Genomic DNA, 25,817 nt, shown 5'->3' with positions numbered 1-25,817 from the left:
CGCGGCAGGTAGGTTCCGGGCAAACAAAAAACCTCCCGCGAATGCGAGAGGTCTGCGCGCTCAGGTACTGCTTGCTGAGCGCGCTTAACGAATAATGACCCGGAACTTGTTCATGACATCTCGGATACTGCCACACCCAGCCCACTCCGTGGCGGAGCGTCTCGGAAAGTGAACATCCAGTACGCCGGGGAGTACTGCCGCGCGTGCGCCAGTCCAGATTTACGCGGTGAGCGACCAGCCCGGGTCGTCCCAGGCGGCGTAGAAGTCGTCCCGGGCCAGCTCCCGCAGGCCTTTGGCGTCCCGGTCGAGCGCCTCGGACGTGAGGAAACCCGCGTCGTCCTCGATGCGCTTCCACCAGTACCGGGTGATCTCGCCGTCCTCGCCGGCGCCGAGCTGGCGGACCACGACCCACTCCCGCTCGTGCCAGACGGCCTCGAAAAGCCAGTCCGTGCCGTTCTCGTCGGCCCAGGCGCCGTACGTCCGGGCCGTCGTACTGCGGTCGAGATCCCGGATCAGCTCGACGGTCGCGCGAATCGCCCGCACCGTTTCCGGCGGCCATTCCCGGCTCGCCGCGAGCTCCGCGTAATAGACCTCGACGTCCTCAGGAAAACCCACACACACGCCTTTCAACATGTGTTCATTCGTCGGAATACGGCCTGCACACGGGTTGTATACAAGCCGTATTCCGACGAACGAACGACTGGCAAAGGGGACCGGCCGCGCCATCGGGGCACGGCCGGGCAGTGCGATCAGCAGATGCGGGTCATCCAGTTGTGGGGGTCGGCGGCGCGGCCGTACTGGACGTCGAGCAGGGCGGTGCGGATGGCGTTCGTGACCGCACCGGCCTCGCCATCGCCGACCTGGACCTCACCGTCGTGCCACTTCAGCGAAGCGACGGGCGTGATCACCGCGGCCGTACCGCAGGCGAACACCTCGCGGATCCGGCCGGAGGCGGCACCCTCGCGCCACTCGTCGATCGAGATCTTGCGCTCGGTCACGGGGTGCCCGAGGTCGGTGACGAGTTTGAGGATCGAGTCCCGCGTGATGCCCTCGAGGATCGTGCCGGACAGCTCCGGCGTCACCACCGAGTTGTCGTCGAGCACGAAGTACAGGTTCATCCCGCCGAGCTCTTCGATCCACTTGCGCTCGATCGCGTCCAGGAAGGCGACCTGCTCGCAGCCCTGTTCGGCGGCCTCGGCCTGCGCGATCAGGGAGGCGGCGTAGTTGCCGGCGGCCTTCGCGGCACCGGTACCACCAGGCGCGGCGCGGGTGTACTCCTCGCTGAGCCAGATCCGGACCGGCTTCACCCCACTGGGGAAGTACGACCCGGCGGGCGAGGCCATCACCAGGAACGTCACCTGGGCGGACGGCCGGACACCGAGGAACGGGTCCGATCCGAACATGACCGGACGGAGGTACAGGGAGGACTCGCCACCCGCCGGGACCCAGTCCTTGTCGATCGTCACGACCTGCCGGACGGCGTCCAGGAACGCCTCCTCGGGCAGCTCCGGCAGGGCGAGGCGCTGGGCGGACCGGTTGAACCGGCGCGCATTGGCCTCAGGCCGGAAGGCGTGGATCGAGTCGTCCGGGTGGCGGTAGGCCTTCATCCCCTCGAAGATCGACTGGGCGTAATGGAACACCGCGGTCGCGGGAGACAGCTCCAGCGGTCCGAAGGCGGTGATCCTCGCGTCGTGCCAGCCCTTCTCCTTGTTCCACGTGGCGATGGCCATGTGGTCGGAGAAGTTTTGCCCGAATCCTGGGTTCGCCAGGACCGCGGCGCGCTGGTCGTCGCTGGCCGGTTGGGTGTTGGGCTCAACGGTGAATTGCAGATCGGCGCTCATAGCCGCACCGTACCTCTAGGAGAAGTGGTCAGGCGAGACGTGCACACGACGTCACCCGGCCGCGCGCTTGGTGATCGCGTCGCCGATCTCCGCGGTGCTGCGGGGGGCGCCGGTGCGCTCCTCGATATCCGCGGTCACGGCGGCCTCGATCGCCCGGGCGGCCTCGGTCAGGCCGAGGTGCTCGCAGAGCAGGGCCGCGGACAGGATCGCCGCCGTCGGGTCTGCCTTCTGCTGACCGGCGATGTCCGGCGCGGAGCCGTGCACCGGCTCGAACATGCTCGGGACGGACCGGTCCGGGTTGATGTTGCCGCTCGCGGCCAGACCGATACCACCGGTGACCGCGGCCGCGAGGTCGGTGATGATGTCGCCGAACAGGTTGTCGGTGACGATCACGTCGAACCGGGCCGGGTCGGTGACCAGGAAGATGGTGGCCGCGTCCACGTGCAGGTAGTCCACCGAGACCTCGGGGAACTCCTTCGCGACGGCGTCGACCGTGCGCTTCCACAGGTGACCGGCGTAGACCAGCACGTTGTTCTTGTGGACGAGCGTGAGCTTGCGCCGCGGCCGCGCCTGCGCCCGGGCGAAGGCGTCCCGCACGACCCGCTCCACGCCGTACGCCGTGTTGACGCTGACCTCGGTCGCGATCTCGGCCGGGGTGCCGACGCGCAGGGCGCCGCCGTTGCCGGTATACGGACCTTCGGTGCCCTCGCGCACGACGACGAAGTCGACCTCACCCGGGTTCGCCAGCGGGGAACCGACGGAGGGGTAGATCTTCGACGGACGCAGGTTCACGTAGTGGTCGAGAGTGAAGCGGAGCTTGAGCAGCAGCCCGCGCTCGAGTACGCCGGACGGGACCGTCGGGTCGCCGACCGCGCCGAGCAGGATCGCGTCGTGCCCGCGAATCGCCTCGAGCTCGTCGTCCGGGAGGGTCTCGCCGGTCTTGTGCCAGCGGGCCGCGCCCAGGTCGAACTCGGTCTTCTCGAACGTGACACCGTGCTGTGCGCTGACCGCGTCGAGGACCTTGAGGGCCTCGGCCGTGACCTCGGGTCCGATTCCATCGCCCCCGACGACGGCCAGCTTGAAGTTCTTGCTCACTTGGTGGGTTCTCCCCCATTGTCGCGACGGTTCATCGCCTCTTGGACGGCTTCGCGGTCAGCCGGACGCGGGGCGGGGCGCCGGCGTCGTTCCGCCTTGCGCTCGCGTGCGTCGATGGTCCGCCACTGTGCCGGATACATGTCATACATGCTGCTCTCCCGTTGGATTCGCTTCTCTTGTGAAAGATCGGCCGACGGTGGCGCATCCGGGCGGACGGTACGCCTGAACCCGCGCCGGGATGTCGGCCTTAGCGAGCCCCGGCGCGGCAGCGAAGAATGCGTACCGCGAACTGCATGATTTGTCGAAGATACTCCGACGTACGACTAAATCGCCAGCATGCGGGCATTCCATCTCGGAATCTGGGATGTCGTTGCCATCTCTGGGCCAGAGCTGTGCGAGTCTCAGCCGGTGAGCGCTCCCCCAGAACTCCCGCCGCTGGTATCAGCGGCCCTCAGCCTGTCCGGTCGACGCGGATTCGTCAGTGCGACCAGGAACGAGACAGGCCGGCTTTTGGCCACCCTCGCGGCGTCCCGGCGTGGCACCTTGGGCGAGCTCGGCACCGGTTGTGGTGTCGGTTCGGCCTGGTTGCGCAGCGGCGCGGCCGAGGGAACGAAGATCGTCACGGCCGAGAGTGACCCGCAACTGGCTCAGGCCGTGGCCGAGCTCTTCTCCGGCGATGACCGGATCGAGGTGCTGGAAGCGGACTGGACGGCGCTGATCGAGCGCGGCCCGTTCGCGCTGCTGTTCGTCGACGCGCGCGAGGCGAAGTTGTCGGCCCGCGATGTGGTGGCCGAGGCGGTCGAGCCGGGCGGTTTCGTCGTACTGGACGACTTCACGCCGTCGATGGTCTGGCCGCCGATGTACGAAGGCCGGGTCGACGCGCTGCGGCAGGAGTGGCTGACCGACAAGCGGTTCACCACCGTCGAGGTGATGGTCGCGCCCGACGCGGCCGTCTTGCTGGCCACCAGACGTTGAAATTTGACGGGTCTCACATCATGGGCGAATCAGCCGATGAACCGGTGAATCCGTAGCCTGAAGTGACGGTTTGCCGCCCGCAGGCGCATGGCGGCCGACCAAGGCCCGATCCCCTCCCGCCGGGAGGGATCGGGCCCACCTGCATTTTCAGACCGATACTGCCTAGGCTTCGAGGTCGACCGTGCGTGCCGTGTCGGCCTCGACGGCGGTCGCGATGTCCTGGAGCAGGGTCGGGTTGATGCTGGAGTCGACGCTCAGAGCGACCAGGGCCTTGCCGCCCTTGCGGTCACGGCTGACCTGCATGCCGCCGATGTTGACGCCGGCCTCGCCGAGAATCCGGCCGACCGTACCGACGATGCCCGGACGGTCCTCGTAGCTGAGGAACGCGAGGTGCGCGTCCAGCGGGACCTCGACGTCGAAGCCGTCGACCTCGACCAAACGCTCGTCCTGCCTGACGCCGACCAGCGTGCCAGAAACCGAGACCTGCTCGCCGTCGGCAAGCGTGCCGCGCAGGGTGATCAGGTTGCGGTGATCCGGGCTCTCGTGGTCGGTGACGAGGCGAACCTCGACACCACGCTCGGCCGCGAGCAGCGGCGCGTTCACGTAGGAGACGTTCTCCTCGACGACATCGGCGAAGACGCCCTTGAGCGCGGCCAGCTCGAGCACCTTCACGTCGAACTGGGTGATCTCACCGCGGACCTCGACGTCGAGCTGCTGGGCGACCCCACCGGCGAGCGCGGTGAAGATGCGGCCGAGCTTCTCGGTCAGCGCGATACCCGGCCGGACGTCCTCGGCGATGACGCCACCCTGGACGTTGACCGCGTCCGGGACCAGCTCGCCGGACAGCGCGAGGCGGACGGACTTGGCGACGGCGACACCGGCCTTCTCCTGGGCCTCGTCGGTGGAGGCGCCGAGGTGTGGGGTGGCGACGACGTTCTCGAACTCGAACAGCGGGGAGTCGGTGCACGGCTCGGTCGCGAACACGTCGACACCGGCGCCGGCGACGCGGCCTTCCTTGAGCGCGGTGTAGAGCGCGTGCTCGTCGACGATGCCGCCGCGGGCCGCGTTCACGATGATGACCTCGGGCTTGACCTTGTGCAGCTGCTCGTCACCGATCAGGCCCAGCGTCTCCGGCGTCTTCGGCAGGTGCACGGAGATGAAGTCGGAGGCCGCGAGCAGCTCGTCCAGGGTGGCGAGGCGGACGCCCATCTGGGCGGCGCGACCGGCCTGTACGTACGGGTCGTACGCGATCACGTTCATGCCGAAGGCGGCCAGGCGCTGCGCGACCAGGACGCCGATCCGGCCGAGGCCGACGATGCCGACGGTCTTCTCGTACAGCTCGACACCGGTGTACTTGCTGCGCTTCCACTCGGCGTTCTTCAGCGACTTGTCGGCCGCCGGGATCCGCCGCGCGGTGGCGAGCAGCAGCGCGACCGCCAGCTCGGCGGCGCTGACGATATTCGAGGTGGGCGCGTTGACGACCATCACACCGGCCTGGGTGGCGGCCTTCACGTCGACGTTGTCGAGACCGACGCCCGCGCGGGCGACGACCTTCAGCTTCTTGGCCGCGGCCAGGGCCTCGGCGTCGACCTTGGTCGCGCTGCGGACCAGGATCGCGTCGACATCGACGATGGCGGCGAGCAGCTCGGCGCGATCGGCGCCGTTCGCCTGCCGGATCTCGAAGTCGGGACCGAGAGCCTCGACGGTGGCCGGGGACAGTTCCTCGGCGATCAGAACGACCGGACGGGTGACATCAACAGTCATGGGGCTTTCCTCAGCAGTTGCGGAAGGGCTCGGTGGAGATTGAGCACCGCGCTGTGCCCGCTGGTAACGATGCTACCCGCTCGTGTCAGTGACCCCCGACCGGGGCTCGCTGTGCGAAACGTCACGCACCGTCACAACCGAGGGTCTTCCCGCCTGTGGTGAGACCCGAGATCTTCAGTACGCCGTCCGACGGCTCCAGCTGGTAGATGATGTTCCATCTCGCACAGGTCATATTGGCGGCGGGCCCATCGGTGTGATGGATGGTGGTGAACACCATCCGTGCCCGTACTCCCCCGACGCCGATCGGCGTGATGTCGCTGACGCGCGGCCCGAACAGGTACGTCGTCCGGTGCTGCCGGCTGACCGTCTCGAGGCTCGCGCGAGCCAGTTGCTTGCCGGTATAGGTCGCCAGGACGGCTTCGAAGCTGTGCGCGTTGACGGCGCGGACGTACCGCTCGAAGGTCTGCATCACGGCGCCCGACAACTCGCTGGGCTTGTCGTCGAGGACCGGGGTGACGAGGTCTTCCGGCCCTTGGGCCGCCGGGCAGACGCCACCGCGTGTCGAGCTGATCGGCGGCGCGGCGCCGAGGTAGGGCTCGATCCCGGCCGGCGGGAGATAGACACTCAGCCCGGTCAGTACGCCGGCGACCTGGCCGTCGACATTCACCAACGGCGATCCGAGCAAGGCCTCGTTGACCGAGCCGCTGAGCTGGTTGGCGCCGGCCACCGAGACCTTGACCGTGCCACTGCCGACGTCATCGGTGCCGATGTACTCGTTGCCGTTACCGATCAACGCGAGCTCGGTACCAATGGCCGGAGCCTTGGCCGCGCGCGACGGCGGCTGGCCGTCGATCGGCGGGCCCGGGATCCGCAGTAGGGCGATGCCGTCCGTGCTTGTGCCCATCACCGTGGCGCTGCGGACCTGGCCGTCGGCGGTCACCACCACGACCGAGACCGGCCCGAAGATCGCCCGGGCGGCCGTGATGACCTTGTTGTCGCCGATCAGGAATCCGGTCGCCCGCCCGTCACCCTGGCAGGTGGTCGCCAGCACGGTGACCACGCCCGAGCCGACCGCACGCTGGGCCGCGGCCGTATCGAGGATGCCCTCTTCGGCGCGGAGCAACCAGCCGGCGCCCACGCCCGCGGCGGCGACGGCCAGCACGAGGGGAATGAGGTACCACGCTCGCGGCGCGCGTCGTACAACCTGCTGTTGCTTTCGGGGCGTCCGGCCCTGGACGACGGTCGGCGGGCGAAGCGGATCAGCGCCCGCGGGCACGCGCCGAGGCGGGCGTGGCAGCCCGTCCGTCGCCATCTACCGCTTCCCCCTCTGCGTCACGGGCCCGATTCTCTCACCAGACAGGCCGATGCCCGGCCATCCACACGGGACGGCCGGGCATCGGTGGTGATCAGCGGGCGGCGGTGCCTTCGACGTAGTCGTCGTCGTGCGACTTGACCCACGCCATCAGCGCGCGCAGCTCCTTGCCGGTGGCCTCGATCGGGTGCGACTCGCTCTTCTTGCGGAACTCGGCGAACTCCGGCGCGCCCGCGTCCTGGTCGGCGATGAACCGGTCGGCGAACTTACCGTCGACGATGTCGTTGAGGACATCCTTCATCCGGGCCTTGACCGACGCGTCGATGATGCGCGGGCCGGACACGTAGTCGCCGTACTCCGCGGTGTCGGAGACGGACCAGCGCTGCTTGGCGATCCCGCCCTCGTACATCAGGTCGACGATCAGCTTGAGCTCGTGCAGGCACTCGAAGTACGCGACCTCGGGCTGGTAACCCGCCTCGGTCAGCGTCTCGAACCCGGCCTGGACCAGCGCGGAGACACCACCGCAGAGCACGGCCTGCTCGCCGAACAGGTCGGTCTCGGTCTCCTCGGTGAAGGTGGTCTTGATACCGCCGGCCCGGAGACCGCCGATGCCCTTCGCGTACGACAGGGCGAGGTCCCACGCCTTACCGGAGGCGTCCTGCTCGACGGCGACGAGCACGGGTACGCCGCGGCCCTCGGTGTACTCGCGGCGGACCAGGTGCCCCGGGCCCTTCGGCGCGACCATGAACACGTCCACACCGGCCGGCGGCTTGATGTAGCCGAAGCGGATGTTGAAGCCGTGGCCGAAGACGAGCGCGTCGCCGTCCACCAGGTTCGGCTCGATGGCCTCCTTGTACAGGCTGCGCTGAGCCGGGTCCGGCGCGAGGACGACGATGACGTCGGCCTCCTCGCAGGCCTCGTACGGCGTGAGCACGCGCAGGCCCTGGGCCTCCGCCTTGGCCCGGGACTTCGAGCCCTCGGGCAGGCCGACGCGAACGTCGACACCGGAATCGCGCAGCGACAGCGCGTGGGCGTGGCCCTGGCTGCCGAAGCCGAGCACGGCCACGTTGCGCCCCTGGATCACCGACAGGTCGGCGTTGTCGTCATAGAACATCTCTGCTGCCACGGTGTAGCTCGTCTCCCTCTGAGAATTTTTGTTATGCCTGTGCGGATTGCGGAGCCGCGCGGTGACCCGGCGGCGGCGTCGGCACCGGGTGGTGCGGCGGATGCGGGGTGGAGTTCGGCGGCGCCGGCCGGGCCTGCAGCGCGGGTGCGCCGGTGGCCACATGCGGCGGCGGCACCGGCACCGGCCGCAACGTGCGATCGGTGATGGAGCGGCTGCCCCGGCCGATCGCGACCATGCCGGACTGGACCAGCTCCCGCACGCCGAAGGGTTCCAGCACGCGCAGCATCGCCTCGAGCTTCTCGGGATTACCGGTCGCCTCGATGGTGATCGCGTCGGGTGCCACGTCGACCACCTTGGCCCGGAACAGCTGGACGGTCTCCAGCACCTGTCCCCGGCTCAGGGTGTCCGCTTTCACCTTCACCAGCAGCAGTTCGCGCTGCACGGTGGCGGCGGGCTCGAGTTCGACGATCTTGATCACGTTGATCAGCTTGTTGAGCTGTTTGGTGATCTGTTCCAGCGGCTGCTCGTCAACGCTCACCGCGATGGTCATCCGGGACACCTCGGGGTGTTCGGTCGGACCGACCGCGAGCGAGTCGATGTTGAAGCCCCGCCGGGAAATCAGTGCGGCCACGCGGGCCAGGACGCCGTGCTTGTTCTCGACCAGAATCGACAGCGTGTGCTTGGACATGGTTACAGCTCCTCCGTGTCCCACTTGGGCGCCATATTGCGGGCGATCTGGATGTCGTCATTACTGGTGCCGGCGGCAACCATCGGCCAGACCATCGCGTCGCGGTGCACGACGAAGTCGACCACCACGGGGCTGTCGGTGACGGCCATCGCCTTCTCGATGGTGGCGTCGACCGAGTCCCGGTCGGAGCAGCGCAGGCCGACACAACCCATCGCCTCGGCCAGCTTGGCGAAGTCGGGAATGCGCGCGGAGTGCAGGTCGGTGTTGGAGTAACGCTTGTCGTAGAACAGCGTCTGCCACTGCCGGACCATGCCCAGCGACTGGTTGTTGATCACCGCGACCTTGATCGGGATGTTCTCCAGCGCGCAGGTGACGAGCTCCTGGTTGGTCATCTGGAAGCAGCCGTCACCGTCGATCGCCCAGACCGTCTTGTCCGGCCGGGCGACCTTCGCGCCCATCGCGGCCGGCACCGAGTAGCCCATGGTGCCGAGACCACCCGAGTTCAGCCAGTGGTTCGGCTTCTCGAACGGCAGGTAGTGCGCCGCCCACATCTGGTGCTGCCCGACCCCGGAGGTGTAGATGGCGTCCGGGCCGGCGATCTGGCCGATCCGCTGGATCACGTACTGCGGGGAGAGAGTGCCGTCCTCCGGCTCGTCGTACCCGACCGGGTACTTCGCGCGCACCGACTCGAGCAGACCGCGCCAAGCCGAGTAGTCCGGGGTCGGGCCGTTCGCGATCTCGGTCTTCAGCGCCGCGATCAGGTCGATGATCACCTCGCGGCAGTCGCCCACGATCGGCACATCGGCGACCCGGTTCTTGCCGATCTCTGCCGGGTCGATATCGGCGTGAATGACCTTCGCCTCGGGGGCGAACGACTCCAACTGTCCGGTCACCCGGTCGTCGAAACGCGCACCCAGACAGATCAGCAGGTCGGACCTCTGCAGCGCGCCGACGGCCGAGACCGAGCCGTGCATGCCGGGCATCCCGAAGTGCAGGTCGTGGCTGTCGGGCAACGCGCCGCGGGCCATCAGCGTGGTGACCACCGGGAGGCCGAGCAGCTCGGCCAGCTCCTTCAGCTCCTCGTGGGCCTTGGCCTTGAGCACGCCACCACCGACGTACAGCACCGGCTTCTCGGACGCCGCGATCAGCCGGGCCGCCTCGCGCACCTGCTTGGGATGTGGCCGGGTGACCGGGCGGTACCCGGGCAGCGACAGCTCGGTTGGCCAGTGGAAGTCGACCTTGGCCTGCATCGCGTCCTTGGTCACGTCCACCAGGACCGGACCGGGACGACCGGTGGAGGCGATGTGGAAGGCCTCGGCGATGGTCGCGGCGATCTCGTTCGGGTCGTTGACGAGGAAGTTGTGCTTGGTGATCGGCATCGTGATACCGCGGATATCCGCCTCCTGGAAGGCGTCCGTACCGATCGACTTGCTGGCCACCTGACCGGTGATGGCGACCATCGGCACCGAGTCCATGTAGGCGTCCGCGATCGGGGTGACCAGGTTGGTCGCGCCCGGGCCGGAGGTCGCCATGCAGACGCCGGTCTTACCGGTCGCGGTGGCATAACCCTGGGCCGCGTGACCAGCGCCCTGCTCGTGCCGTACGAGGATGTGGCGGATCTGGGTGGAGTCGAGCATCGGGTCGTACGCCGGCAGGATCGCGCCCCCGGGAATGCCGAAGACGGTGTCGACACCGGCATGTTCCAATGCGCGGATCAGGGCCTGTGCCCCGGTCAGCTGCTCACTCATGACTGCCTTTCCTGTTCATACACACCAGCTCCGGAGAATCTGTCCAGCGAACGCTTCCAGGGAACAAAAAACCCCCTTCGCCAGGTGGCTGAAGGGGGCGCGCTCGACTCAGTGGTCGCGTCAGTCGGCGCGCCGCACAAGTACGAGGAGAATCGTTCGCATGCGGCCACTTTTGCCGACTCCCCTCGATCCGGTCAAGCTTGCTGGACGTCCGTCCCACTCCGTGAGACTCGCGTCTTACTCTACAGCGCGGGTTTGACCGCCTCAGATGCAGACGGCGCCTTGAGACGCGGAGCCGACGAGGCGGCGGTACTTGCCGAGGACGCCCTTGGTGATGGCGGGCTCCTTCGGGGTCCAGCCCTCGCGGCGGCGCTCGAGCTCCTCGGGCTCGACGTGCAGCTCGAGGGTGCGGTTCTTGACGTCGAGGGTGATCCGGTCGCCGTCGCGGACGAAGGCGATCGGGCCGCCGTCGACCGCTTCGGGGGCGACGTGGCCGACGCACAGGCCCGTCGTACCGCCGGAGAAGCGGCCGTCGGTCAGCAGCAGCACGTCCTTGCCGAGGCCCGCGCCCTTGATCGCGCCGGTGACGGCGAGCATCTCGCGCATCCCCGGGCCACCCTTCGGGCCCTCGTAGCGGATGACCACGACATCGCCGGCCTTCATCGTGCCGTCCTCGACCGCGTCCATCGCGCCACGCTCGCCGTCGAACACTCGCGCGGTGCCCTCGAAGACGTCCGAGTCGAACCCCGCGCTCTTCACGACGGCGCCCTCGGGAGCCAGCGTGCCGGTGAGGATGGTGATGCCGCCGGTGCCGTGGATCGGCTTGTCCAGCGCGCGGATGATGGTGCCGTCGACGTCCGGCGGGTTGATGGTCGCGAGGTTCTCGGCCATGGTCTTGCCGGTCACGGTCATCACGTCACCGTGCAGCAGCCCTGCGTCGAGCAGCGCGCGCATGACCACCGGGATACCGCCGACGCGGTCCACATCGGTCATCACGTACCGCCCGAACGGCTTCAGGTCACCGAGGTGCGGGACCTTGTCGCCGACCCGGTTGAAGTCGTCCAGGGTCAGCTCGACCTCGGCCTCACGCGCGATCGCCAGCAGATGCAGTACGGCGTTGGTGGAACCGCCAAGCGCCATCACGACCGCGATCGCGTTCTCGAAGGCCTCGCGAGTGAGGATCTGGCGCGCGGTGATGCCCTGGCGCAGCAGCTCGACGACGGCCTCACCGGACTTGCGGGCGAACCCGTCCCGGCGGCGGTCCACCGCGGGCGGCGCGGCCGAACCCGGCAGCGACATACCGAGCGCCTCGGCGGCCGAGGCCATCGTGTTCGCGGTGTACATGCCGCCGCAGGCGCCTTCGCCCGGGCAGATCGCGCGCTCGACCGCGTCGACCTGCTCGCGGGTGATCAGCCCACGGGCGCATGCACCGACGGCCTCGAACGCATCGATGATCGTGACGTCCTTGTCGCCGAGCTTGCCCGGCATGATCGACCCGGCGTAGAGGAACACCGAGGACACGTCCAGACGCGCGGCGGCCATCAGCATGCCCGGCAGCGACTTGTCACAGCCCGCGAGCAGCACCGAACCGTCGAGCCGCTCGGCCTCGACGACCGTCTCCACCGAGTCGGCGATGATCTCGCGACTCACCAGCGAGTAGTGCATGCCGACATGGCCCATCGAAATCCCGTCGGACACGCTGATCGTGCCGAACTCCAGCGGATACCCGCCGGCCGCGTGCACGCCTTCCTTGACGGCCTTGGCGAGCCGGTCGAGGGAGAGGTTGCACGGGGTGATCTCGTTCCAGCTGGACGCTACGCCGATCTGCGGCTTGACCCAGTCGTCATCGCCCATGCCGACGGCACGGAGCATGCCCCGGGAGGCGGTGGCTTCGAGCCCGTCGGTGACGACGCGGCTCCGGGGCTTGATGTCGGGAGTGCCAGACGGAGTATTCGTGGACATGCATCTCACTGTATGACCAGGCAGGCGGGCCTGCGGATCCGGGACCAAAAACTGTCGGTGCTCGCTGACATACTCAGCCGCTGCATTCGTCTTCTTGCACAACGACAGAGGGGCTGCTGAGTGACGCGCATTTCCGGTGGTGAGGGCCGATGATGGGTCGCTCACATGCCTTGTCCGGTTGGGTCGCGGGCCTGGCCGTGGCGCCGATGGTCGGCCTGACCACGATGGCGGAGATCGTGCCGTTCGCGGCCGCGACCGCGGGCTATGCGCTGGTGCCCGATCTCGACCATACGGGCGCGAGCGCGTCCCGGTTGCTCGGACCGATCACCGGCCTGATCTCCCGTGCGGTGCGGGCTTTCTCCTCGATCCTGTACGCCGCGACCAAGGGCCCTCGCGATGAGGACAGCACCGGCAAACACCGGCATGCGAGCCACACCTTGGCCGCCGCGTTGTTGCTCGGCTGGCTCGCCGCCGGAGCCGGTGCGAGTGGTGGGCAATGGGCCGTGTTCGGGGTGGCGTTGTTCGGGTTGATCCTGGCGGCGGATGTGCTCGGCGACTGGCTGTTGTTCGTCGTCGCGGCGGCCGCCTTCTGGACCGTGTCCGGCTCGCACCTGCCCGGCGCGGATGCGGCCGTCGCACTGCAAGCCGGCTTCGACCAGATCGGCAGCTGGATCGGCGCGGCGGTCGCCGTCGGCATGTTCGTGCACTGCCTCGGCGACAGCCTGACCCGCTCGGGCTGCCCCTGGCTCTGGCCACTGCCGATCCGCGGCGAGACCTGGTTCGAGATCCGCCCGCCGCGCGGGCTGCGCTTCAGCACGGACAGCTGGATCGAGCGATTGATCATCGCGCCGGTCCTGCTGATCGCGGGCGTCTTACTCCTGCCCGGCGCGATCCCGATCGTCCAGGATCTCGCCGCGCAGGTCATCGCCTACACCGACCAGCAGGCCACGCCGTAGTTAGCCTCCTGCCACTGAGGGGAGCACCAGCAGTTCGGCGCCGTCTTGGAGTGGGGTGTCGAGGGCGTTGAGGTCGCGGATGTTGTCGTCGCCGAGGAAGACGTTGACGTGACGCCGGAGCTCGCCTTGTTCGTCGGTGAGGCGGCGGCGGAGGGCGGGGTGCTCCACCTCCAGCACCTCGATGACGCGACCCACCGTCGCCTCGGCCGGTACGTCGACCTCGACCCGCTCGGCACCACCGGCGAACGGCCGCAAGACCGTCGGCAGGCGAACGGTGACGGGCATCAGACCACCGCCGCGCGCACGGTCAGGACGTCGGGCAGATGGCGGGCCACCTCGGTCCAGGTGTCGCCCGCGTCCGCGCTCGCGTAGACGCAGCCGTCCCGCGTTCCGACGTACACGCCGGCTTGCTCGGCGTTGTCGGCGCACATCGCGTCGCGCAGGACCGGCGCATACGACGGGACGTCGGGAAGGCCGTTGGACAGAGCCTCCCAGGTCTCGCCCGCATCGCGGGATCGGTAGACCCGGCAGCGCGCGTCGGGCGGGATTCGGTTGCCGTCGGCAATCAACGGGAACAGGTAAACGGTGTCGGGCTCATGCGGGTGCACCACGATCGGGAAGCCGAAGTCCGAGGGCAGGCCGCCGGCGATCGACTTCCAGCTGGCGCCGGCGTCGTCGCTGCGGTAGACGCCATGGTGGTTCTGCGCGAACAGCCGCTCGGGACGGCTCGGGTGGGCCGCGATCTTGTGCACGCACTGGCCGAACTCGGGGTTCGGATCGGGCATGAAGTACGCCGAGATGCCGTGGTTGGACGGATGCCAGCTCTGGCCGCCGTCGGTGGTGCGGTAGACCCCGCCGGTCGACATCGCGACGGTGACCTGGTTCGGGTCGTCGGGATGCGGCAGCACGCTGTGGATCGCCTGGCCGCCGAAACCGGCACCCCAGTCCTTGCGGTGCGGGTGGTCCCAGAGTGCGCGGACGAGCTCGAACGTCACTCCCCCATCGGTCGACTTCCACAGTGACGACGGTTGCGCGCCCGCGTAGACGACACCCGGCTCAGCCAGCGGACCCGGCTGGATCTGCCAGACCCGCTCGAGCGAGGCCTCCGCGTCGGCCGGGAACGTGATCGATCCCTGCGGTGGCTCGTCCCAGGTCTGACCCAGGTCGTCGGAGTGGAACACCGCCGGGCCCCAGTGCTCACTGGTCCCGCCGACGAACAGACGAGGCCGATCACCGCGGGTATCGATACCGACGGAGTAGATTCCCTGCATCTCGAAGGCTGGCTCGGTTAGCTTCCACTCCCGGCGCTCGGCATCGCTGTGACCGATCCAGAGACCCTTCTTGGTCCCGATCAGCAGTACGGCCTCGGACATCGTTGTCCTTTCTCAGGTCGAGTGGATCGTTAACGGACCACTAACGCGGCGGCCCCGCCACCACGTTGATCAGTGGTTCTCCTTTGGCATATCGCTCCAGCTGGGCGCGCACCAGCCGGGCAGCCCGCGGTGCGAAGGCCGTGGAGGCGCCGCCGCGATGCGGGTTGATCAACACATTCGGAGCCGACCACAACGGGTGGCCGGCAGGCAATGGCTCGGGGTCGGTGACATCCAGGGCGGCCCGGATCCGGCCGGTGGTCAGCTCCGCGACGAGGTCGTCCGTGTTCACCACGACACCACGAGCAACGTTCACCAGCAGGGCGCCGTCCTTGAGCTGGCCCAGGAACTTGGCGTCGACCATGCCCTTCGTCTGCTCGGTCGCGGGCGTCAGCAACACCACCACGTCGGCCTTCGGCAGCAGTGCCGGCAGCTCCTCGATCGGGTGCACACCCTCGCGAGCACGCCGCGCCACCCGGACCACGTCGCACTCGAACCCGGCCAGCCGCCGCTCCAGCGCCTCCCCGATCGAGCCATAACCGAGGATCAGCACGGTCCGGTCCGCGAGCGAGTCGTCGGGCCCGTCATACGGCGGCCAGATCTGCTCGCCCTGGTTCCGCACGGCGCGCGGGATCCGCCGGTACGACGCGAGAATCAGCGCCACCGTGATCTCGGCGGTCGAGGCGTCGTGCACCCCGCGCGCATTGCACAGCGTCACGTCCTCCCCGAGGAAGGGCAGCACGTTCTCAAAACCGGCGGTCTGCGTCTGCACCACCTTGAGCGCGGGCATGTCCGCGATCACCTCGACGACCTCTTGCCCGCCCATGTAGTGCGGCACGTAGAACTCGATCTCGTCGAGCCCTTCCGGCCGCGGGCCACCGGCGTAAAACCGGACGTCGAACCCGCTCGGCATGCCACCGAGGAACGCATCCGGGTCCTGCCAGGGGAGCAACGTCTTCACATCGTCAGCCATGTCAGCAACTTACCCGCGCCCTCCGACAGTTTCCGAACAGGTGGGCCGCCTTGTGGAAAACGCCTGCCGGGACGGGGCACCGCGTCGTACTCTGGTTAGGTGCCTCCGACAATGGACCACGGTTCGGCAGTCGAGCAGCTTCGGGCGTCGTACCGGCAGATTCCCCTGGGCCGGCCGGTCCGTCTCGCGAAGCGCAGTTCCAACCTGTTCCGGCCCAGAACGGCGGTGGACACCCCAGGGCTCGACGTATCCGGTCTGACCGGCGTGATCTCGATCGACGCCGAGGCCCGTACGGCGGATGTCCAGGGCATGTGCACGTACGAGGACCTGGTCGCGGCCACCCTGCCGTACAACCTCACCCCCAAGGTCGTGCCGCAGTTGCGCACGATCACCCTCGGCGGTGCGGTGAGCGGCCTCGGCATCGAGTCGTCCTCGTTCCGCGAGGGGCTGCCGCACGAGTCCGTCGTCGAGATGGACATCCTCACCGGTGCCGGGGAGATCGTGACTGCCCGGCCGGACAACGAGCACGCCGACTTGTTCCGCACTTTCCCGAACTCCTACGGCTCGCTGGGATACGCCACCCGGCTCCGGATCGACCTCGACCGCATCTCGCCGTACGTCGCGCTCCGGCATATCCCCGTCGCCCTGGACGACCTGGCAGAGGTGATCGCCGAGATCATTGCTGAGGGCAAGTACCGCGACGAGCCGGTGCATTTCCTCGACGGTGTGGCCTTCAGCCCGGACGAGGCCTACCTGACCCTCGGGCGGAACAGCGATGCCGTGACGAAGACCAGCGACTACACGGGTCAGCACATCTTCTATCGGTCGATCCGGCAACGATCGAAAGATACGTTGACCGCCAACGACTACCTCTGGCGCTGGGACACCGACTGGTTCTGGTGCTCCTCGGCGTTCGGCGTGCAGAACCCTTACGTACGGCGCTTGTGGCCGAAGCGATTCCGACGCAGCGACGTCTTCCACAAGCTGATCGGGCTGGAGAACCGCTGGCACATCGCGGCCAAGCTCGACGCCCGCAAGGGCAAACCGCCGCGCGAACGCGTGGTCCAGGATGTCGAGATCCCGCTCGACCGGCTGGCGGGATTCCTGCGCTGGTTCGACGCCGAGGTCGGGATGCGGCCGGTTTGGCTGTGCCCGCTGCGGGCTAAGGCGGACTGGCCGCTCTACCCGCTCAAGCCGGGCGAGACGTACGTCAACGTCGGCTTCTGGGGCACGGTGGCGATCGCGCCAGGTGCTCACGACGGCGACGTGAACCGCAAGATCGAGGCCGCCGTCGCCGACTTCGATGGGCACAAATCGCTCTACTCGGACGCTTACTACGACCGGGAGACGTTCGACCGGCTCTACAACGTGCCGGCCCTGGCAGAGGTGAAAGAACGCTACGACCCGCAGTCCCGGTTGACCGGGCTTTACGAGAAGGCGGTGACGCGCCGATGACGGCGACGATGAACCCGACTCAGGTATTGATCGCGGATGCCCTGACCGCCGTGACCCCGGCCGGTCTGCCGTTCCGCTTCACGGCGTACGACGGAAGCTCGGCCGGTCCCGAGGACGCGGCCGTGCACATGCACCTCGCCAACGAGCGCGGCCTGTCGTACATCCTGACCGCCCCCGGCGATCTCGGCCTGGTCCGTGCGTATGTCGCGGGCGACCTCGAGATCGAGGGCTCGCACCCGGCCAATCCGTACGAGCTGATGCGGTTGATGCTGCGCCAGTTGTCGTTCCAGCGCCCAACGCCCGCGGAGGCCTTGCGAATCGTCCGCGGTCTGGGCTGGAACCACCTCAAGCCGCCGCCACCTCCGCCGCAGGAGCACCTCCCCCGCTGGCGGCGTACGTTCGAGGGCCTGCGGCATTCGAAGACCCGCGATCGGGCCGCGATCCACCACCACTACGACGTGTCGAACACGTTCTACGAGTGGGTTCTCGGCCCGTCGATGGCGTACACCTGCGCGGTTTACCCCAGCGATGACGCGACGCTGGAGCAGGCCCAGACGGAGAAGTTCGACCTGGTCGCCCGCAAGCTCGACCTCAAACCAGGCATGCGCCTGCTCGACGTGGGTTGCGGCTGGGGTGGCATGGTCCGGCATGCGGCTCGCGAGTACGGCGTCCAGGCGCTCGGGGTGACGTTGTCCTCGGAGCAAGCGTCTTGGGCCCGCTCGGCGATCGAGCGCGACGGCCTGGGTGGTGTGGCGGAGGTGCGGTTCGGGGATTACCGCGATGTGCCGGAGCGGGAGTTCGACGCGATCAGCTCGATCGGTCTGACCGAGCACATCGGCATCCGGAACTACCCGTCGTACTTCGGTTTCCTGCTGGAGCGGCTCAAGCCGGGCGGGCGCCTGCTCAACCACAGCATCACGCGGTCCGACAACCGGCTGCGCCCGACCGGCGCGTTCATCGACCGCTACATCTTCCCGGACGGCGAGCTGACCGGATCGGGCCGGATCATCACCGAAATGCAGGACACCGGTTTCGAGGTCCGGCATTCGGAGAACCTGCGCGAGCACTACGCCAAGACCCTTGCCGCCTGGTCCGACAATCTTCAGGCCCATTGGGATGAGGCCGTCGAAGAGGTCGGGCCGGCCACCGCCAAGGTCTGGGGGCTCTACCTGGCCGCCTGCCGGGTCGGCTTCGAGCGCAACGAGGTGCAACTCCACCAAGTCCTCGCCGTAAAACTCCACCCCGACGCCACCTCCGACTTCCCGCTCCGGCCGACCTGGCTGAGCTGACCGCTTACGCCCGGCTTTCGGTCCAGGTGGCTACCGTGGGGCTCTCGGTTTCCAACGGAAGGTGCTCGGGCGGATGAGTCGGCGGGTTATCTGGGGTGCGGTCGCCATGGCGTTGGTCGCGACTGGTTGTTCCGGCGGTGACGGCGAGGCGTCGCCGACGCCTGGGCGGACGACCACGTTGACGCCTTCAACCGAGCCGCCGCCATCGACGACGTCCCCGAAGCCCTCGACGCCGTCGACGCCTACGGCGAGCAGCGGGCCGGGCAAGGCAGCCAAGGTCGTGGTCGCCGGCACGGTGGCGACAGGGCTGGAAGTGCCGTGGGGCTTGGCGTTTTTGCCCGACAAGTCGGCGTTGGTGGCCGAGCGGGATTCGGCGAAGGTGAAGCGGATCGTGGGCGGCCAGGTGTCCGAGGTCGGCACGGTACCGGACGTCGATCCATCGTCGGAGGGCGGCCTGCTCGGGCTGGCGGTCGACCCGAAGTTCGCGACCCGGCCGTACGTCTACGCCTACTACAGCACCGGCGACGACAACCGGATCGCGCGCTTCACCTGGCGGAACAACCAGATCACCGAACCACGCGTCATCTTCGAGGGCATTCCGATGTCCGCGGTGCACAACGGCGGCCGGATCAAGTTCGGCCCGGACGGCTTCCTGTACGTCGGCACGGGTGACGGCCGGGAGCGCGAGAACGCCCAGAACGACAACACGCTCGGCGGCAAGATCCTGCGCATCACCGGCGACGGCCAGCCTGCCCCCGGCAATCCCCGGGCCGGCTCCCCCGTGTTCAGCAAGGGCCATCGCAACGTGCAAGGGCTGGCTTTCGGGGGCAACCAGTTGTACGCCGCGGAGTTCGGGCAGGACGAGTGGGACGAGTTGAACGCGATCAAGGCCGGCGCGAACTACGGCTGGCCCGCAGCCGAGGGCATCGAGTCGCTCGACGGGATGACGAATCCGATCGCCCAGTGGACCGTGGACGTCGCCTCGCCCTCGGGGATCGCCTTTGCCCAGGGCAACATCTTCATGGCGGGCCTACGCGGCGAACGGCTCTGGGCCATCCCGGTCGACAACGCCGGCCGCCGGACCGGTGAACCCGTCGCCTACCTGACGAACCAGCTCGGCCGGCTTCGTACCGTCGAGACCGCGCCGGACGGGTCGCTCTGGCTCACCACCTCCAACACGGACGGCCGGGCCGACCCACGCGACGGCGACGACCGCATCCTTCGGCTGACCGTCACTCAGGGGTAGACGGTCGGGTCCGCCCACACGCCGTACCCCTGGATGCTGCAAGTGTTCTTGTTCCCGGCGATCATCGCGATCTCGAGTTTGAGGTCGAGACCCTTGTTGAGAGGGATCTCGAGTTTCCGGGTCGTGCCCTTGGTCAGGTTCACCGGCGTGAGAACGCTCCGCCCATCGACGTACGCCCGGAACTGCACCCGGAGGTCCGGCGCCGAGTCATCCGTCAGGCCGACGGTCGTGGTGAGTTTCGCGTAGTCGCGCGACATCCGCCAGGTACTCGTCTTGGTCTGCCGGCACGTACTCAGGCCGGACCGGACCGAGTCGCCGTACGGGCTGCCGTTCAGTTCCAGCGGCCCGTCCTCCCAGCCATCATTGGACGTCAACGCGGTGAGCTTCGCGGCGACCGGAGGGGCCGCCGTGTCGATGGTGCCGACCGGTGTGATCGTCACCGTGGCCGTGGTCGTCGTGGTGACCGTGGGGCCGGCAACGGTCGTCGTCGGGCCGGGAATGGTCACGGTCGTGAAGGACGGCGTCGGCGAAAGGGCTTCGGGCAGGTTTCCGGTCTTACCCGCGATCAGGGTTGAAACGATGCCGATCAGCGCGGTGAGCAGGGCGACCACGCCGCCGACGAAGACCGGATGGCGATGCCAGCGATCTTCGGCCTTCTTGGCCGGGACCGACTTCTCCTTGACCGACATCGGGGTGCTCCTCGGGCAGGGCGGACTGAGAGCATCCAGCCTGTGTCCGCCAACTCGCGAGCGGGCGCGTTGTTGCGCGATCCACCGGCTTACGCAACATCGCTTGCCAGCAGCTGAGACTGGTGGTAACGCATTGGGCCGGTTACACGATGTGACGACCATGGGGGTACGTCCACGGGTGCTGGCAGGCTGGTTGCTGCGCAGCACTCGCACGCTTGGGGGCAGTCCGAAGTACCGCACGATGGCCGCGATGGCCCGCGCCCACGGCGTCACGCCGGGCACGGTTTCGCGTTGGGAGGCGGGCATTCTCGCGGCACCCCACAGCGCCGTACGACGCTATGAGGACGTCCTCGAACTCGAGCCGAACTCCCTGGTCGCAGTGCTCGACACGATGAACCGCTATTGGTCCGCCGAACGACGATCCGAGCCGACGCTCACCCGGCCGCCACATCGCGAGGTCAACGATCCGCGGCTGGACGTGCTGCTGGCCGCCGTCGCCGACGAGGGGGCGATGACCGGGCACGACTGGGATGACCTCACCGCGGCGCTCGCGGCGGACCCGGGGATCTACTTGTCCCGGCGGACCTGGGCACGGATGACCGAGCGGCTGCTGAGCGAGATGCGGATCGCGGACGGGCTGAACTGGCATCGCCGGTTCGAGGCGTTCAACCGGATGATGGCCCATCCGGCCGGGCAGGCGGCAGCCATCGACGCGTGCGTGACGTTCGGCCGGGAGACGATCGGCCAGGGATTCGTCGAAGTGGTGAGCGTGCTCGACAACACCGGTCATGCCGATGCGAACAGCGGCATCCTCACCCAGCTGGAGAATCCGTCCAACCCGGCCGCACAACTCGGCGCCCTGCGCGGCACGATCCGCAAACTCAAGGCGGGTCATTTCACTCCCACGCAGCGACGCCGGATCGTCGAGCTCACCCGCGAGTTGCCGCAAGGTCCGGCCGTTGCCGCGGTCCAGCGGGCGTTGACCGGTTCGCCGCCGGCGCCGAAGTCGGCCGATACGCTCCGCCGCGAAGAGATTGTGGTGAGCCGGATCGTGAACCTGTGCCTCGGCCGGCTGGACCAGCCGTTACACGACCCGATCCTGCCGGTCATGGTCGCCGACATGCTGTTCCACCCGTTGTCGGACGCACAGTTGATCGCGACCACCCTGCTGGCCGCGACGCCGTACAAGCCGGCCTTGGCCCGGGCGTTGGCGATCGAGCTGACCAGCGGCCGGACGATTCCGGATCAGCCCGCGTGGGCGGCCGACCTGCTCAGCGCGTTGCAACTGCTGGGCGGACCGGCCGAACGCCGATTGGCCGAGCGGCTGGTGATGGCGGAAGGCGTTCCAACCGAGGTGGCTCAGTCGGCCGCGTTCGCGCTCGCGCATATCGGCGGCAGCACCTCGCCGACGTACTGGCTGGCCGCGATCGAGCGGCAGGCCAATCGGTGGCGCCGGGACAAGAGCCAGGGCTGTTCCGACGTACTGGAAGGCCTTGCCTATGGCGCGGGCACCACTCGTGAGTGGCTCGCCGTGCGCGCCATTCGCGACGACACGACGCTACCGGCAAAGGCACGCGGGATCGCCGGGTGGTGGCTCAACCTGCCCGGCGAGGTGACCAGCGGCGCGATGCTCTGATGGCACCGCTGGTCACCTTTCTTTAGATACCGAGCTTGGCGTTGACGAGCTCGCGGACCTTGGCGGCGTCGGCCTGACCGCGCATGTCCTTCATCACCGCGCCGATCAGCGCACCGGCGGCGGCGGGCTTGCCGGAACGAACCTTCTCGACCACATCCGGGTTGGCCTCGATCGCCTTGTCGACGGCGGCCTGTAGAGCCGAGTCGTCCGAGACGAGCTTGAGACCGCGGGCGGCGACGATCTCCGCGGGCGTGCCCTCACCCTTGACCAGGCCGTCGAAGACCTGCCGGGCCAGCTTGTCGTTCAGCTCGCCGGCGTCGACCAACTGCTGCACGGCCGCGACCTCGGCCGGGCCGACCCCGAGGCTGTCGATGTCCTGACCGGCCTCGTTCGCCGCACGGGCGAGCTCACCGAGCCACCACTTCTTGGCCGCCGCCGGGGCGACACCGAGCGCGATGGTCTGCTCCAGCAGGGTCTGCACGCCGCCGTTGACGACGTCGCGCATCTCCAGATCGGTGAAACCCCACTCCTTCTGCAGCCGCGCCCGCTTCAGCGCGGGCTGCTCCGGCAGGGTGCCACGCAGCTGCTCGACCCACTCCCGCGAGGGCGCGACCGGAACCAGGTCGGGCTCGGGGAAGTACCGGTAGTCCTCGGCGTCCGACTTCTCCCGGCCGGCCGTGGTGATACCGGTGTCCTCATGCCAGTGGCGGGTCTCCTGGATGATCTTGCCGCCGCCGGTCAGGATCGCCGCCTGCCGGGTGATCTCGTACGTCACCGCGCGCTCGACCGAACGGAACGAGTTCACGTTCTTGGTCTCGGTCCGCGTCCCCAACGTTGAAGAACCGCGCGGCTTGAGCGAGACGTTCGCGTCGCAGCGCAGCGAGCCCTGGTCCATCCGGACGTCGGACACGTCGAGCGCCAGCAGCAGGTCGCGCAACATGCTGACGTACGCCTTCGCGACGGCGGCCGCCTTGTCACCGGGGACCTCGATGGTCTTGGTGACGATCTCGATCAGCGGAATACCGGCGCGGTTGTAGTCGACCAGCGAGTGCGAGGCGCCGTGGATCCGGCCGGTCGCGCCACCCACGTGGAGGGACTTGCCGGTGTCCTCCTCCATGTGCGCGCGCTCGATCTCGATCCGGTACGTCTCGCCGTCGACGACCACCTCGGTCCAGCCGTTGAAGGCGATAGGCTCGTCGTACTGCGAGGTCTGGAAGTTCTTCGGCATGTCCGGATAGAAGTAGTTCTTCCGGGCGAAGCGGCACCACTCGGCGATCTCACAGTTCAGCGCGAGACCGATCTTGATGGCCGACTCGACGGCGCGCGCGTTCACCACCGGCAACGCGCCCGGCAGACCGAGGCAGACCGGGCAGGTCTGCGTGTTCGGCTCGGCGCCGAACTCGGTCGGGCAGCCGCAGAACATCTTCGACTTGGTGTTCAGCTCGACGTGGACCTCGAGGCCCATCACCGGGTCGAACGTCGCGAGCGCGGTGTCGATGTCCAGCACTTCAGCGGTGACAGTCATCGGGAGACCTCCAGCTCCGGAGCCTTGGACATCAACGTGCCACCCCACTGTTCGGCCAGGGCCGACTCGAGCGCGGCGCCGACGGTGTAGAGCCGCTCGTCGCGCAGCACCGGCGCCATCACGTGGAAGCCGACCGGCAGGCCGTCCTCATCCGCGAGGCCGCAGGGGAACGAGGCCGCGGCGTTACCGGCCAGGTTCGTCGGGATGGTGCACAGGTCGTTCTTGTACATCGCGATCGGATCGTTGACCCGCTCGCCGATCGGGAACGCGGTGGTCGGCGTCGACGGCGAGACCAGCACGTCGACCTGCTGGAAGGCGCGCTCGAAGTCCTGCACGATCAGGGTCCTGACCTTCTGGGCCTGACCGTAGTACGCGTCGTAGTAACCGCTCGAGAGCGCGTGCGTGCCGAGCATGATCCGGCGCTTGACCTCGGCACCGAAACCGGCCGCCCGGGTCAGGCCCATCACCTTCTCCGCGTCGTTCACCCCGTCGTCGCCGACGCGCAGGCCGAACCGCATCGCGTCGAACTTGGCCAGGTTGGACGAGGCCTCGCTCGGCAGGATCAGGTAGTACGCGGGCAAGGCGTACTCGAAGTTGGGACACGAGACCTCGACCACCTCGGCGCCGAGCTTGGTCAGCAGCTCGACCGCCTCGTGGAACCGCGCCTCGACACCCGGCTGGTAGCCCTCGCCACCGAGCTCTTTGACGACACCGATGCGCATGCCCTGCACGTCGCCACGGCGCGCGGCCTCGACGACCGGCGGCACGGGCTCGTTGATCGACGTCGAGTCGCGCGGGTCATACCCGGCGATGACCTCGTGCAAGAGCGCCGCATCCAGCGTCGTACGGGCGCACGGGCCGGGCGTGTCCAGGCTCGACGCGAGCGCGATCAGCCCGTAGCGCGAGGTCCCGCCGTACGTCGGCTTGATCCCGACCGTGCCGGTGACGGAACCGGGCTGACGGATCGAGCCGCCGGTGTCGGTGCCGATGGCCAGGGGCGCTTCGTACGACGCGAGGGCCGCCGAAGAGCCGCCACCGGAACCGCCCGGGATACGGGAGAGGTCCCACGGGTTGTGGGTCACGCCGTACGCCGAGTTCTCCGTGCTGGAGCCCATGGCGAACTCGTCCATGTTGGTCTTGCCGAGGATGACGATGCCGGCGGCGCGCAGACGGCTCACCACGGTCGCGTCGTACGGCGGCTTCCAGCCCTCGAGGATCTTCGAACCGGCCGTGGTCGGCACACCCTCCTGGGCGAGCACGTCCTTCAGCGCCAGCGGCACACCGGCGAGCGGGCCGAGGTCATCCCCCGCGGCGCGCTTGGCGTCGACCGCGGCGGCCTGCGCGAGCGCGCCCTCGGTGTCGACGTGCAGGAACGCGTGCACGGCACCGTCGACGGCGGCGATCCGGTCCAGGTGGGCCTGGGTGATCTCCACCGAACTGGTCTGGCCGGACGCCATCAGCTCGGACAGCTCGACGGCGGTCTTGCGGGTCAGGTCGGTCATCACGCCTCCTCGGTCAGGATCCGCGGCACCCGGAAGCGCTGGTCCTCGGCGGCGGGCGCGCCGGAGAGCGCCTGCTCGGGGGTGAGGCACGGAACGTTGACGTCCGCGCGCATCACGTTGGTCAGCGGCAGCGCATGCGAGGTCGGCCGGATGTCGCCGGCCGCCGCGTCGCTGACGTGCGCGACCCAGCCGATGATCAGATCGAGTTGCGGAGCGAGGTGGTCGAGCTCGTCATCGGTGAGCTCGATCCGCGCCAGGCGCGCGAGGTGCGCGACCTCGTCACGGGTAATCGATGACATGGAGATGGTCCAATGGTCGAAACGCGAAGCTTGACGGCCCGCCGGTAGTGAGTGCGGACCGGTTCATCCTAGTGGCCTGCGTCAGAGGCTCGTGCCCCAGCTCCGGTGTTCAGGTGCGTGCATCGCAAGGCGGAGGAGGGGAGCAATCTTTTTCGATTGTGACCCGACGACAACGCCGCGAGGTGCGTGCCTGGGCGCCGGAGCTGGGGCACGAGCCTCTGACGCAGGCCACCAGTCGTCGACGACTACTTTTCCCCCGCCTGGGATGGCGCGAATTTGACCACCTGATGAGAGCGACTGCGCGGAAACGGGTCCCGCTCTGTAACATTGGCCGCGACAGGGCGTAACGCGCGGGGTTTTTCGGTG

Annotated in this window: 22 protein-coding genes; 6 read left to right on the top strand and 16 right to left on the bottom strand. The window is 68.4% G+C overall.

Features of this window, described 5'->3' with window-relative positions:
* Positions 1 to 219: 219 nt before the first annotated feature.
* From OG394_RS38885 to OG394_RS38875, 3 genes are all read right to left on the bottom strand, one after another.
* The gene (locus OG394_RS38885; protein ID WP_328992357.1) at positions 220 to 615 is read right to left on the bottom strand and encodes a hypothetical protein; all 396 of its coding nucleotides are present in this window, start codon (positions 613 to 615) and stop codon (positions 220 to 222) included.
* Between the two features lie 134 nt (positions 616 to 749).
* Positions 750 to 1,841, bottom strand: a complete 1,092-nt coding sequence (locus tag OG394_RS38880; protein WP_328992356.1) for a branched-chain amino acid aminotransferase — start codon at positions 1,839 to 1,841, stop codon at positions 750 to 752.
* Positions 1,842 to 1,892: 51 nt separating this feature from the next.
* Positions 1,893 to 2,936 carry a 3-isopropylmalate dehydrogenase gene (locus tag OG394_RS38875; RefSeq protein ID WP_328992355.1) on the bottom strand — a complete coding sequence of 348 codons (1,044 nt, stop codon included), beginning with the start codon at positions 2,934 to 2,936 and terminating at the stop codon, positions 1,893 to 1,895.
* Between the two features lie 408 nt (positions 2,937 to 3,344).
* Here OG394_RS38875 and OG394_RS38870 point away from each other — a divergent pair, with 408 nt between their 5' ends.
* The gene (locus tag OG394_RS38870; RefSeq protein ID WP_328992354.1) at positions 3,345 to 3,911 is read left to right on the top strand and encodes an O-methyltransferase; all 567 of its coding nucleotides are present in this window, start codon (positions 3,345 to 3,347) and stop codon (positions 3,909 to 3,911) included.
* 162 nt (positions 3,912 to 4,073) lie between these two features.
* Here OG394_RS38870 and serA read toward each other — a convergent pair whose 3' ends face one another.
* The 6 genes from serA to ilvD form a co-directional block, all read right to left on the bottom strand.
* A complete protein-coding gene (gene serA, locus OG394_RS38865) occupies positions 4,074 to 5,675 on the bottom strand; it encodes a phosphoglycerate dehydrogenase (protein WP_328992352.1) in 1,602 nt (533 codons plus the stop codon).
* A 121-nt stretch (positions 5,676 to 5,796) separates the two neighbouring features.
* On the bottom strand, positions 5,797 to 6,987 hold the full coding sequence (locus OG394_RS38860) for a S1 family peptidase (protein ID WP_328992351.1): 1,191 nt from the start codon (positions 6,985 to 6,987) through the stop codon (positions 5,797 to 5,799).
* A 94-nt stretch (positions 6,988 to 7,081) separates the two neighbouring features.
* Complete coding sequence (gene ilvC / locus OG394_RS38855; protein ID WP_328996919.1) at positions 7,082 to 8,101, bottom strand: ketol-acid reductoisomerase; 1,020 nt, start codon at positions 8,099 to 8,101, stop codon at positions 7,082 to 7,084.
* 43 nt (positions 8,102 to 8,144) lie between these two features.
* The gene (ilvN, locus tag OG394_RS38850; RefSeq protein WP_442914260.1) at positions 8,145 to 8,801 is read right to left on the bottom strand and encodes an acetolactate synthase small subunit; all 657 of its coding nucleotides are present in this window, start codon (positions 8,799 to 8,801) and stop codon (positions 8,145 to 8,147) included.
* Between the two features lie 2 nt (positions 8,802 to 8,803).
* Positions 8,804 to 10,549, bottom strand: a complete 1,746-nt coding sequence (locus OG394_RS38845; RefSeq protein ID WP_328992350.1) for an acetolactate synthase large subunit — start codon at positions 10,547 to 10,549, stop codon at positions 8,804 to 8,806.
* A 264-nt stretch (positions 10,550 to 10,813) separates the two neighbouring features.
* Complete coding sequence (ilvD, locus tag OG394_RS38840; RefSeq protein ID WP_328992349.1) at positions 10,814 to 12,511, bottom strand: dihydroxy-acid dehydratase; 1,698 nt, start codon at positions 12,509 to 12,511, stop codon at positions 10,814 to 10,816.
* A 149-nt stretch (positions 12,512 to 12,660) separates the two neighbouring features.
* Between ilvD and OG394_RS38835 the strand changes: the two genes are divergently transcribed.
* Complete coding sequence (locus OG394_RS38835; protein ID WP_328992348.1) at positions 12,661 to 13,467, top strand: metal-dependent hydrolase; 807 nt, start codon at positions 12,661 to 12,663, stop codon at positions 13,465 to 13,467.
* Here the strand turns inward: OG394_RS38835 and OG394_RS38830 are convergent, their stop codons facing one another.
* From OG394_RS38830 to OG394_RS38820, 3 genes are read right to left on the bottom strand one after another with little or no spacing between them, the layout of a single operon-like run.
* Positions 13,468 to 13,752, bottom strand: a complete 285-nt coding sequence (locus OG394_RS38830) for a ubiquitin-like small modifier protein 1 (protein ID WP_328992347.1) — start codon at positions 13,750 to 13,752, stop codon at positions 13,468 to 13,470.
* Positions 13,752 to 14,840 carry a WD40/YVTN/BNR-like repeat-containing protein gene (locus OG394_RS38825; protein ID WP_328992346.1) on the bottom strand — a complete coding sequence of 363 codons (1,089 nt, stop codon included), beginning with the start codon at positions 14,838 to 14,840 and terminating at the stop codon, positions 13,752 to 13,754. Before OG394_RS38825 ends, OG394_RS38830 begins: the two co-directional genes overlap by 1 nt.
* 40 nt (positions 14,841 to 14,880) lie before the next feature.
* Complete coding sequence (locus OG394_RS38820; protein ID WP_328992345.1) at positions 14,881 to 15,810, bottom strand: 2-hydroxyacid dehydrogenase; 930 nt, start codon at positions 15,808 to 15,810, stop codon at positions 14,881 to 14,883.
* A gap of 99 nt (positions 15,811 to 15,909) precedes the next feature.
* Between OG394_RS38820 and OG394_RS38815 the strand changes: the two genes are divergently transcribed.
* The 3 genes from OG394_RS38815 (at position 15,910) to OG394_RS38805 (ending at position 19,800) form a co-directional block, all read left to right on the top strand.
* Entirely contained in the window at positions 15,910 to 17,265 is a 1,356-nt protein-coding gene (locus OG394_RS38815; protein ID WP_328992344.1) for an FAD-binding oxidoreductase, read from the top strand.
* Complete coding sequence (locus tag OG394_RS38810; RefSeq protein ID WP_328992343.1) at positions 17,262 to 18,554, top strand: class I SAM-dependent methyltransferase; 1,293 nt, start codon at positions 17,262 to 17,264, stop codon at positions 18,552 to 18,554. Before OG394_RS38815 ends, OG394_RS38810 begins: the two co-directional genes overlap by 4 nt.
* Before the next feature lie 73 nt (positions 18,555 to 18,627).
* Positions 18,628 to 19,800 carry a PQQ-dependent sugar dehydrogenase gene (locus tag OG394_RS38805; RefSeq protein WP_328992342.1) on the top strand — a complete coding sequence of 391 codons (1,173 nt, stop codon included), beginning with the start codon at positions 18,628 to 18,630 and terminating at the stop codon, positions 19,798 to 19,800.
* Here the strand turns inward: OG394_RS38805 and OG394_RS38800 are convergent.
* Entirely contained in the window at positions 19,791 to 20,489 is a 699-nt protein-coding gene (locus OG394_RS38800; RefSeq protein ID WP_328992341.1) for an NPCBM/NEW2 domain-containing protein, read from the bottom strand. The two genes, OG394_RS38805 and OG394_RS38800, sit on opposite strands and share 10 nt — an antisense overlap.
* 160 nt (positions 20,490 to 20,649) lie before the next feature.
* Here OG394_RS38800 and OG394_RS38795 point away from each other — a divergent pair, with 160 nt between their 5' ends.
* Positions 20,650 to 22,125, top strand: a complete 1,476-nt coding sequence (locus tag OG394_RS38795) for a hypothetical protein (protein WP_328992340.1) — start codon at positions 20,650 to 20,652, stop codon at positions 22,123 to 22,125.
* Between the two features lie 22 nt (positions 22,126 to 22,147).
* Here the strand turns inward: OG394_RS38795 and gatB are convergent, their stop codons facing one another.
* Genes gatB through gatC form a run of 3 tightly spaced genes read right to left on the bottom strand, consistent with a single transcriptional unit; the run spans position 22,148 to position 25,451 of the window.
* Entirely contained in the window at positions 22,148 to 23,650 is a 1,503-nt protein-coding gene (gatB, locus tag OG394_RS38790) for an Asp-tRNA(Asn)/Glu-tRNA(Gln) amidotransferase subunit GatB (RefSeq protein WP_328992339.1), read from the bottom strand.
* Positions 23,647 to 25,152, bottom strand: a complete 1,506-nt coding sequence (gene gatA, locus OG394_RS38785) for an Asp-tRNA(Asn)/Glu-tRNA(Gln) amidotransferase subunit GatA (RefSeq protein WP_328992338.1) — start codon at positions 25,150 to 25,152, stop codon at positions 23,647 to 23,649. The genes gatB and gatA overlap by 4 nt, the downstream gene beginning before the upstream one ends.
* Entirely contained in the window at positions 25,152 to 25,451 is a 300-nt protein-coding gene (gene gatC, locus OG394_RS38780; RefSeq protein ID WP_328992337.1) for an Asp-tRNA(Asn)/Glu-tRNA(Gln) amidotransferase subunit GatC, read from the bottom strand. The genes gatA and gatC overlap by 1 nt, the downstream gene beginning before the upstream one ends.
* Positions 25,452 to 25,817 lie beyond the last annotated feature (366 nt).

Source organism: Kribbella sp. NBC_01245, assembly GCF_036226525.1.
Classification (GTDB): domain Bacteria; phylum Actinomycetota; class Actinomycetes; order Propionibacteriales; family Kribbellaceae; genus Kribbella.
The sequence above is the reverse complement of the archived record's forward strand: the minus strand, read 5'-3'. Positions and strand labels throughout refer to the sequence as shown.

What these genes read in the sequence shown, in the direction of transcription:
- gatC (WP_328992337.1), bottom strand. Translation starts at nt 25,451, where the DNA reads ATGTCATCGATTACCCGTGACGAGGTCGCGCACCTCGCGCGCCTGGCG.
- OG394_RS38800 (WP_328992341.1), bottom strand. Translation starts at nt 20,489, where the DNA reads ATGTCGGTCAAGGAGAAGTCGGTCCCGGCCAAGAAGGCCGAAGATCGC.
- serA (WP_328992352.1), bottom strand. Translation starts at nt 5,675, where the DNA reads ATGACTGTTGATGTCACCCGTCCGGTCGTTCTGATCGCCGAGGAACTG.
- ilvN (WP_442914260.1), bottom strand. Translation starts at nt 8,801, where the DNA reads ATGTCCAAGCACACGCTGTCGATTCTGGTCGAGAACAAGCACGGCGTC.
- ilvD (WP_328992349.1), bottom strand. Translation starts at nt 12,511, where the DNA reads ATGTCCACGAATACTCCGTCTGGCACTCCCGACATCAAGCCCCGGAGC.
- OG394_RS38830 (WP_328992347.1), bottom strand. Translation starts at nt 13,752, where the DNA reads ATGCCCGTCACCGTTCGCCTGCCGACGGTCTTGCGGCCGTTCGCCGGT.
- OG394_RS38795 (WP_328992340.1), top strand. Translation starts at nt 20,650, where the DNA reads ATGGGGGTACGTCCACGGGTGCTGGCAGGCTGGTTGCTGCGCAGCACT.
- OG394_RS38860 (WP_328992351.1), bottom strand. Translation starts at nt 6,987, where the DNA reads ATGGCGACGGACGGGCTGCCACGCCCGCCTCGGCGCGTGCCCGCGGGC.
- OG394_RS38845 (WP_328992350.1), bottom strand. Translation starts at nt 10,549, where the DNA reads ATGAGTGAGCAGCTGACCGGGGCACAGGCCCTGATCCGCGCATTGGAA.
- gatA (WP_328992338.1), bottom strand. Translation starts at nt 25,152, where the DNA reads ATGACCGACCTGACCCGCAAGACCGCCGTCGAGCTGTCCGAGCTGATG.
- OG394_RS38820 (WP_328992345.1), bottom strand. Translation starts at nt 15,810, where the DNA reads ATGGCTGACGATGTGAAGACGTTGCTCCCCTGGCAGGACCCGGATGCG.
- gatB (WP_328992339.1), bottom strand. Translation starts at nt 23,650, where the DNA reads ATGACTGTCACCGCTGAAGTGCTGGACATCGACACCGCGCTCGCGACG.
- OG394_RS38805 (WP_328992342.1), top strand. Translation starts at nt 18,628, where the DNA reads ATGAGTCGGCGGGTTATCTGGGGTGCGGTCGCCATGGCGTTGGTCGCG.
- OG394_RS38825 (WP_328992346.1), bottom strand. Translation starts at nt 14,840, where the DNA reads ATGTCCGAGGCCGTACTGCTGATCGGGACCAAGAAGGGTCTCTGGATC.
- OG394_RS38835 (WP_328992348.1), top strand. Translation starts at nt 12,661, where the DNA reads ATGATGGGTCGCTCACATGCCTTGTCCGGTTGGGTCGCGGGCCTGGCC.
- ilvC (WP_328996919.1), bottom strand. Translation starts at nt 8,101, where the DNA reads ATGTTCTATGACGACAACGCCGACCTGTCGGTGATCCAGGGGCGCAAC.
- OG394_RS38880 (WP_328992356.1), bottom strand. Translation starts at nt 1,841, where the DNA reads ATGAGCGCCGATCTGCAATTCACCGTTGAGCCCAACACCCAACCGGCC.
- OG394_RS38810 (WP_328992343.1), top strand. Translation starts at nt 17,262, where the DNA reads ATGACGGCGACGATGAACCCGACTCAGGTATTGATCGCGGATGCCCTG.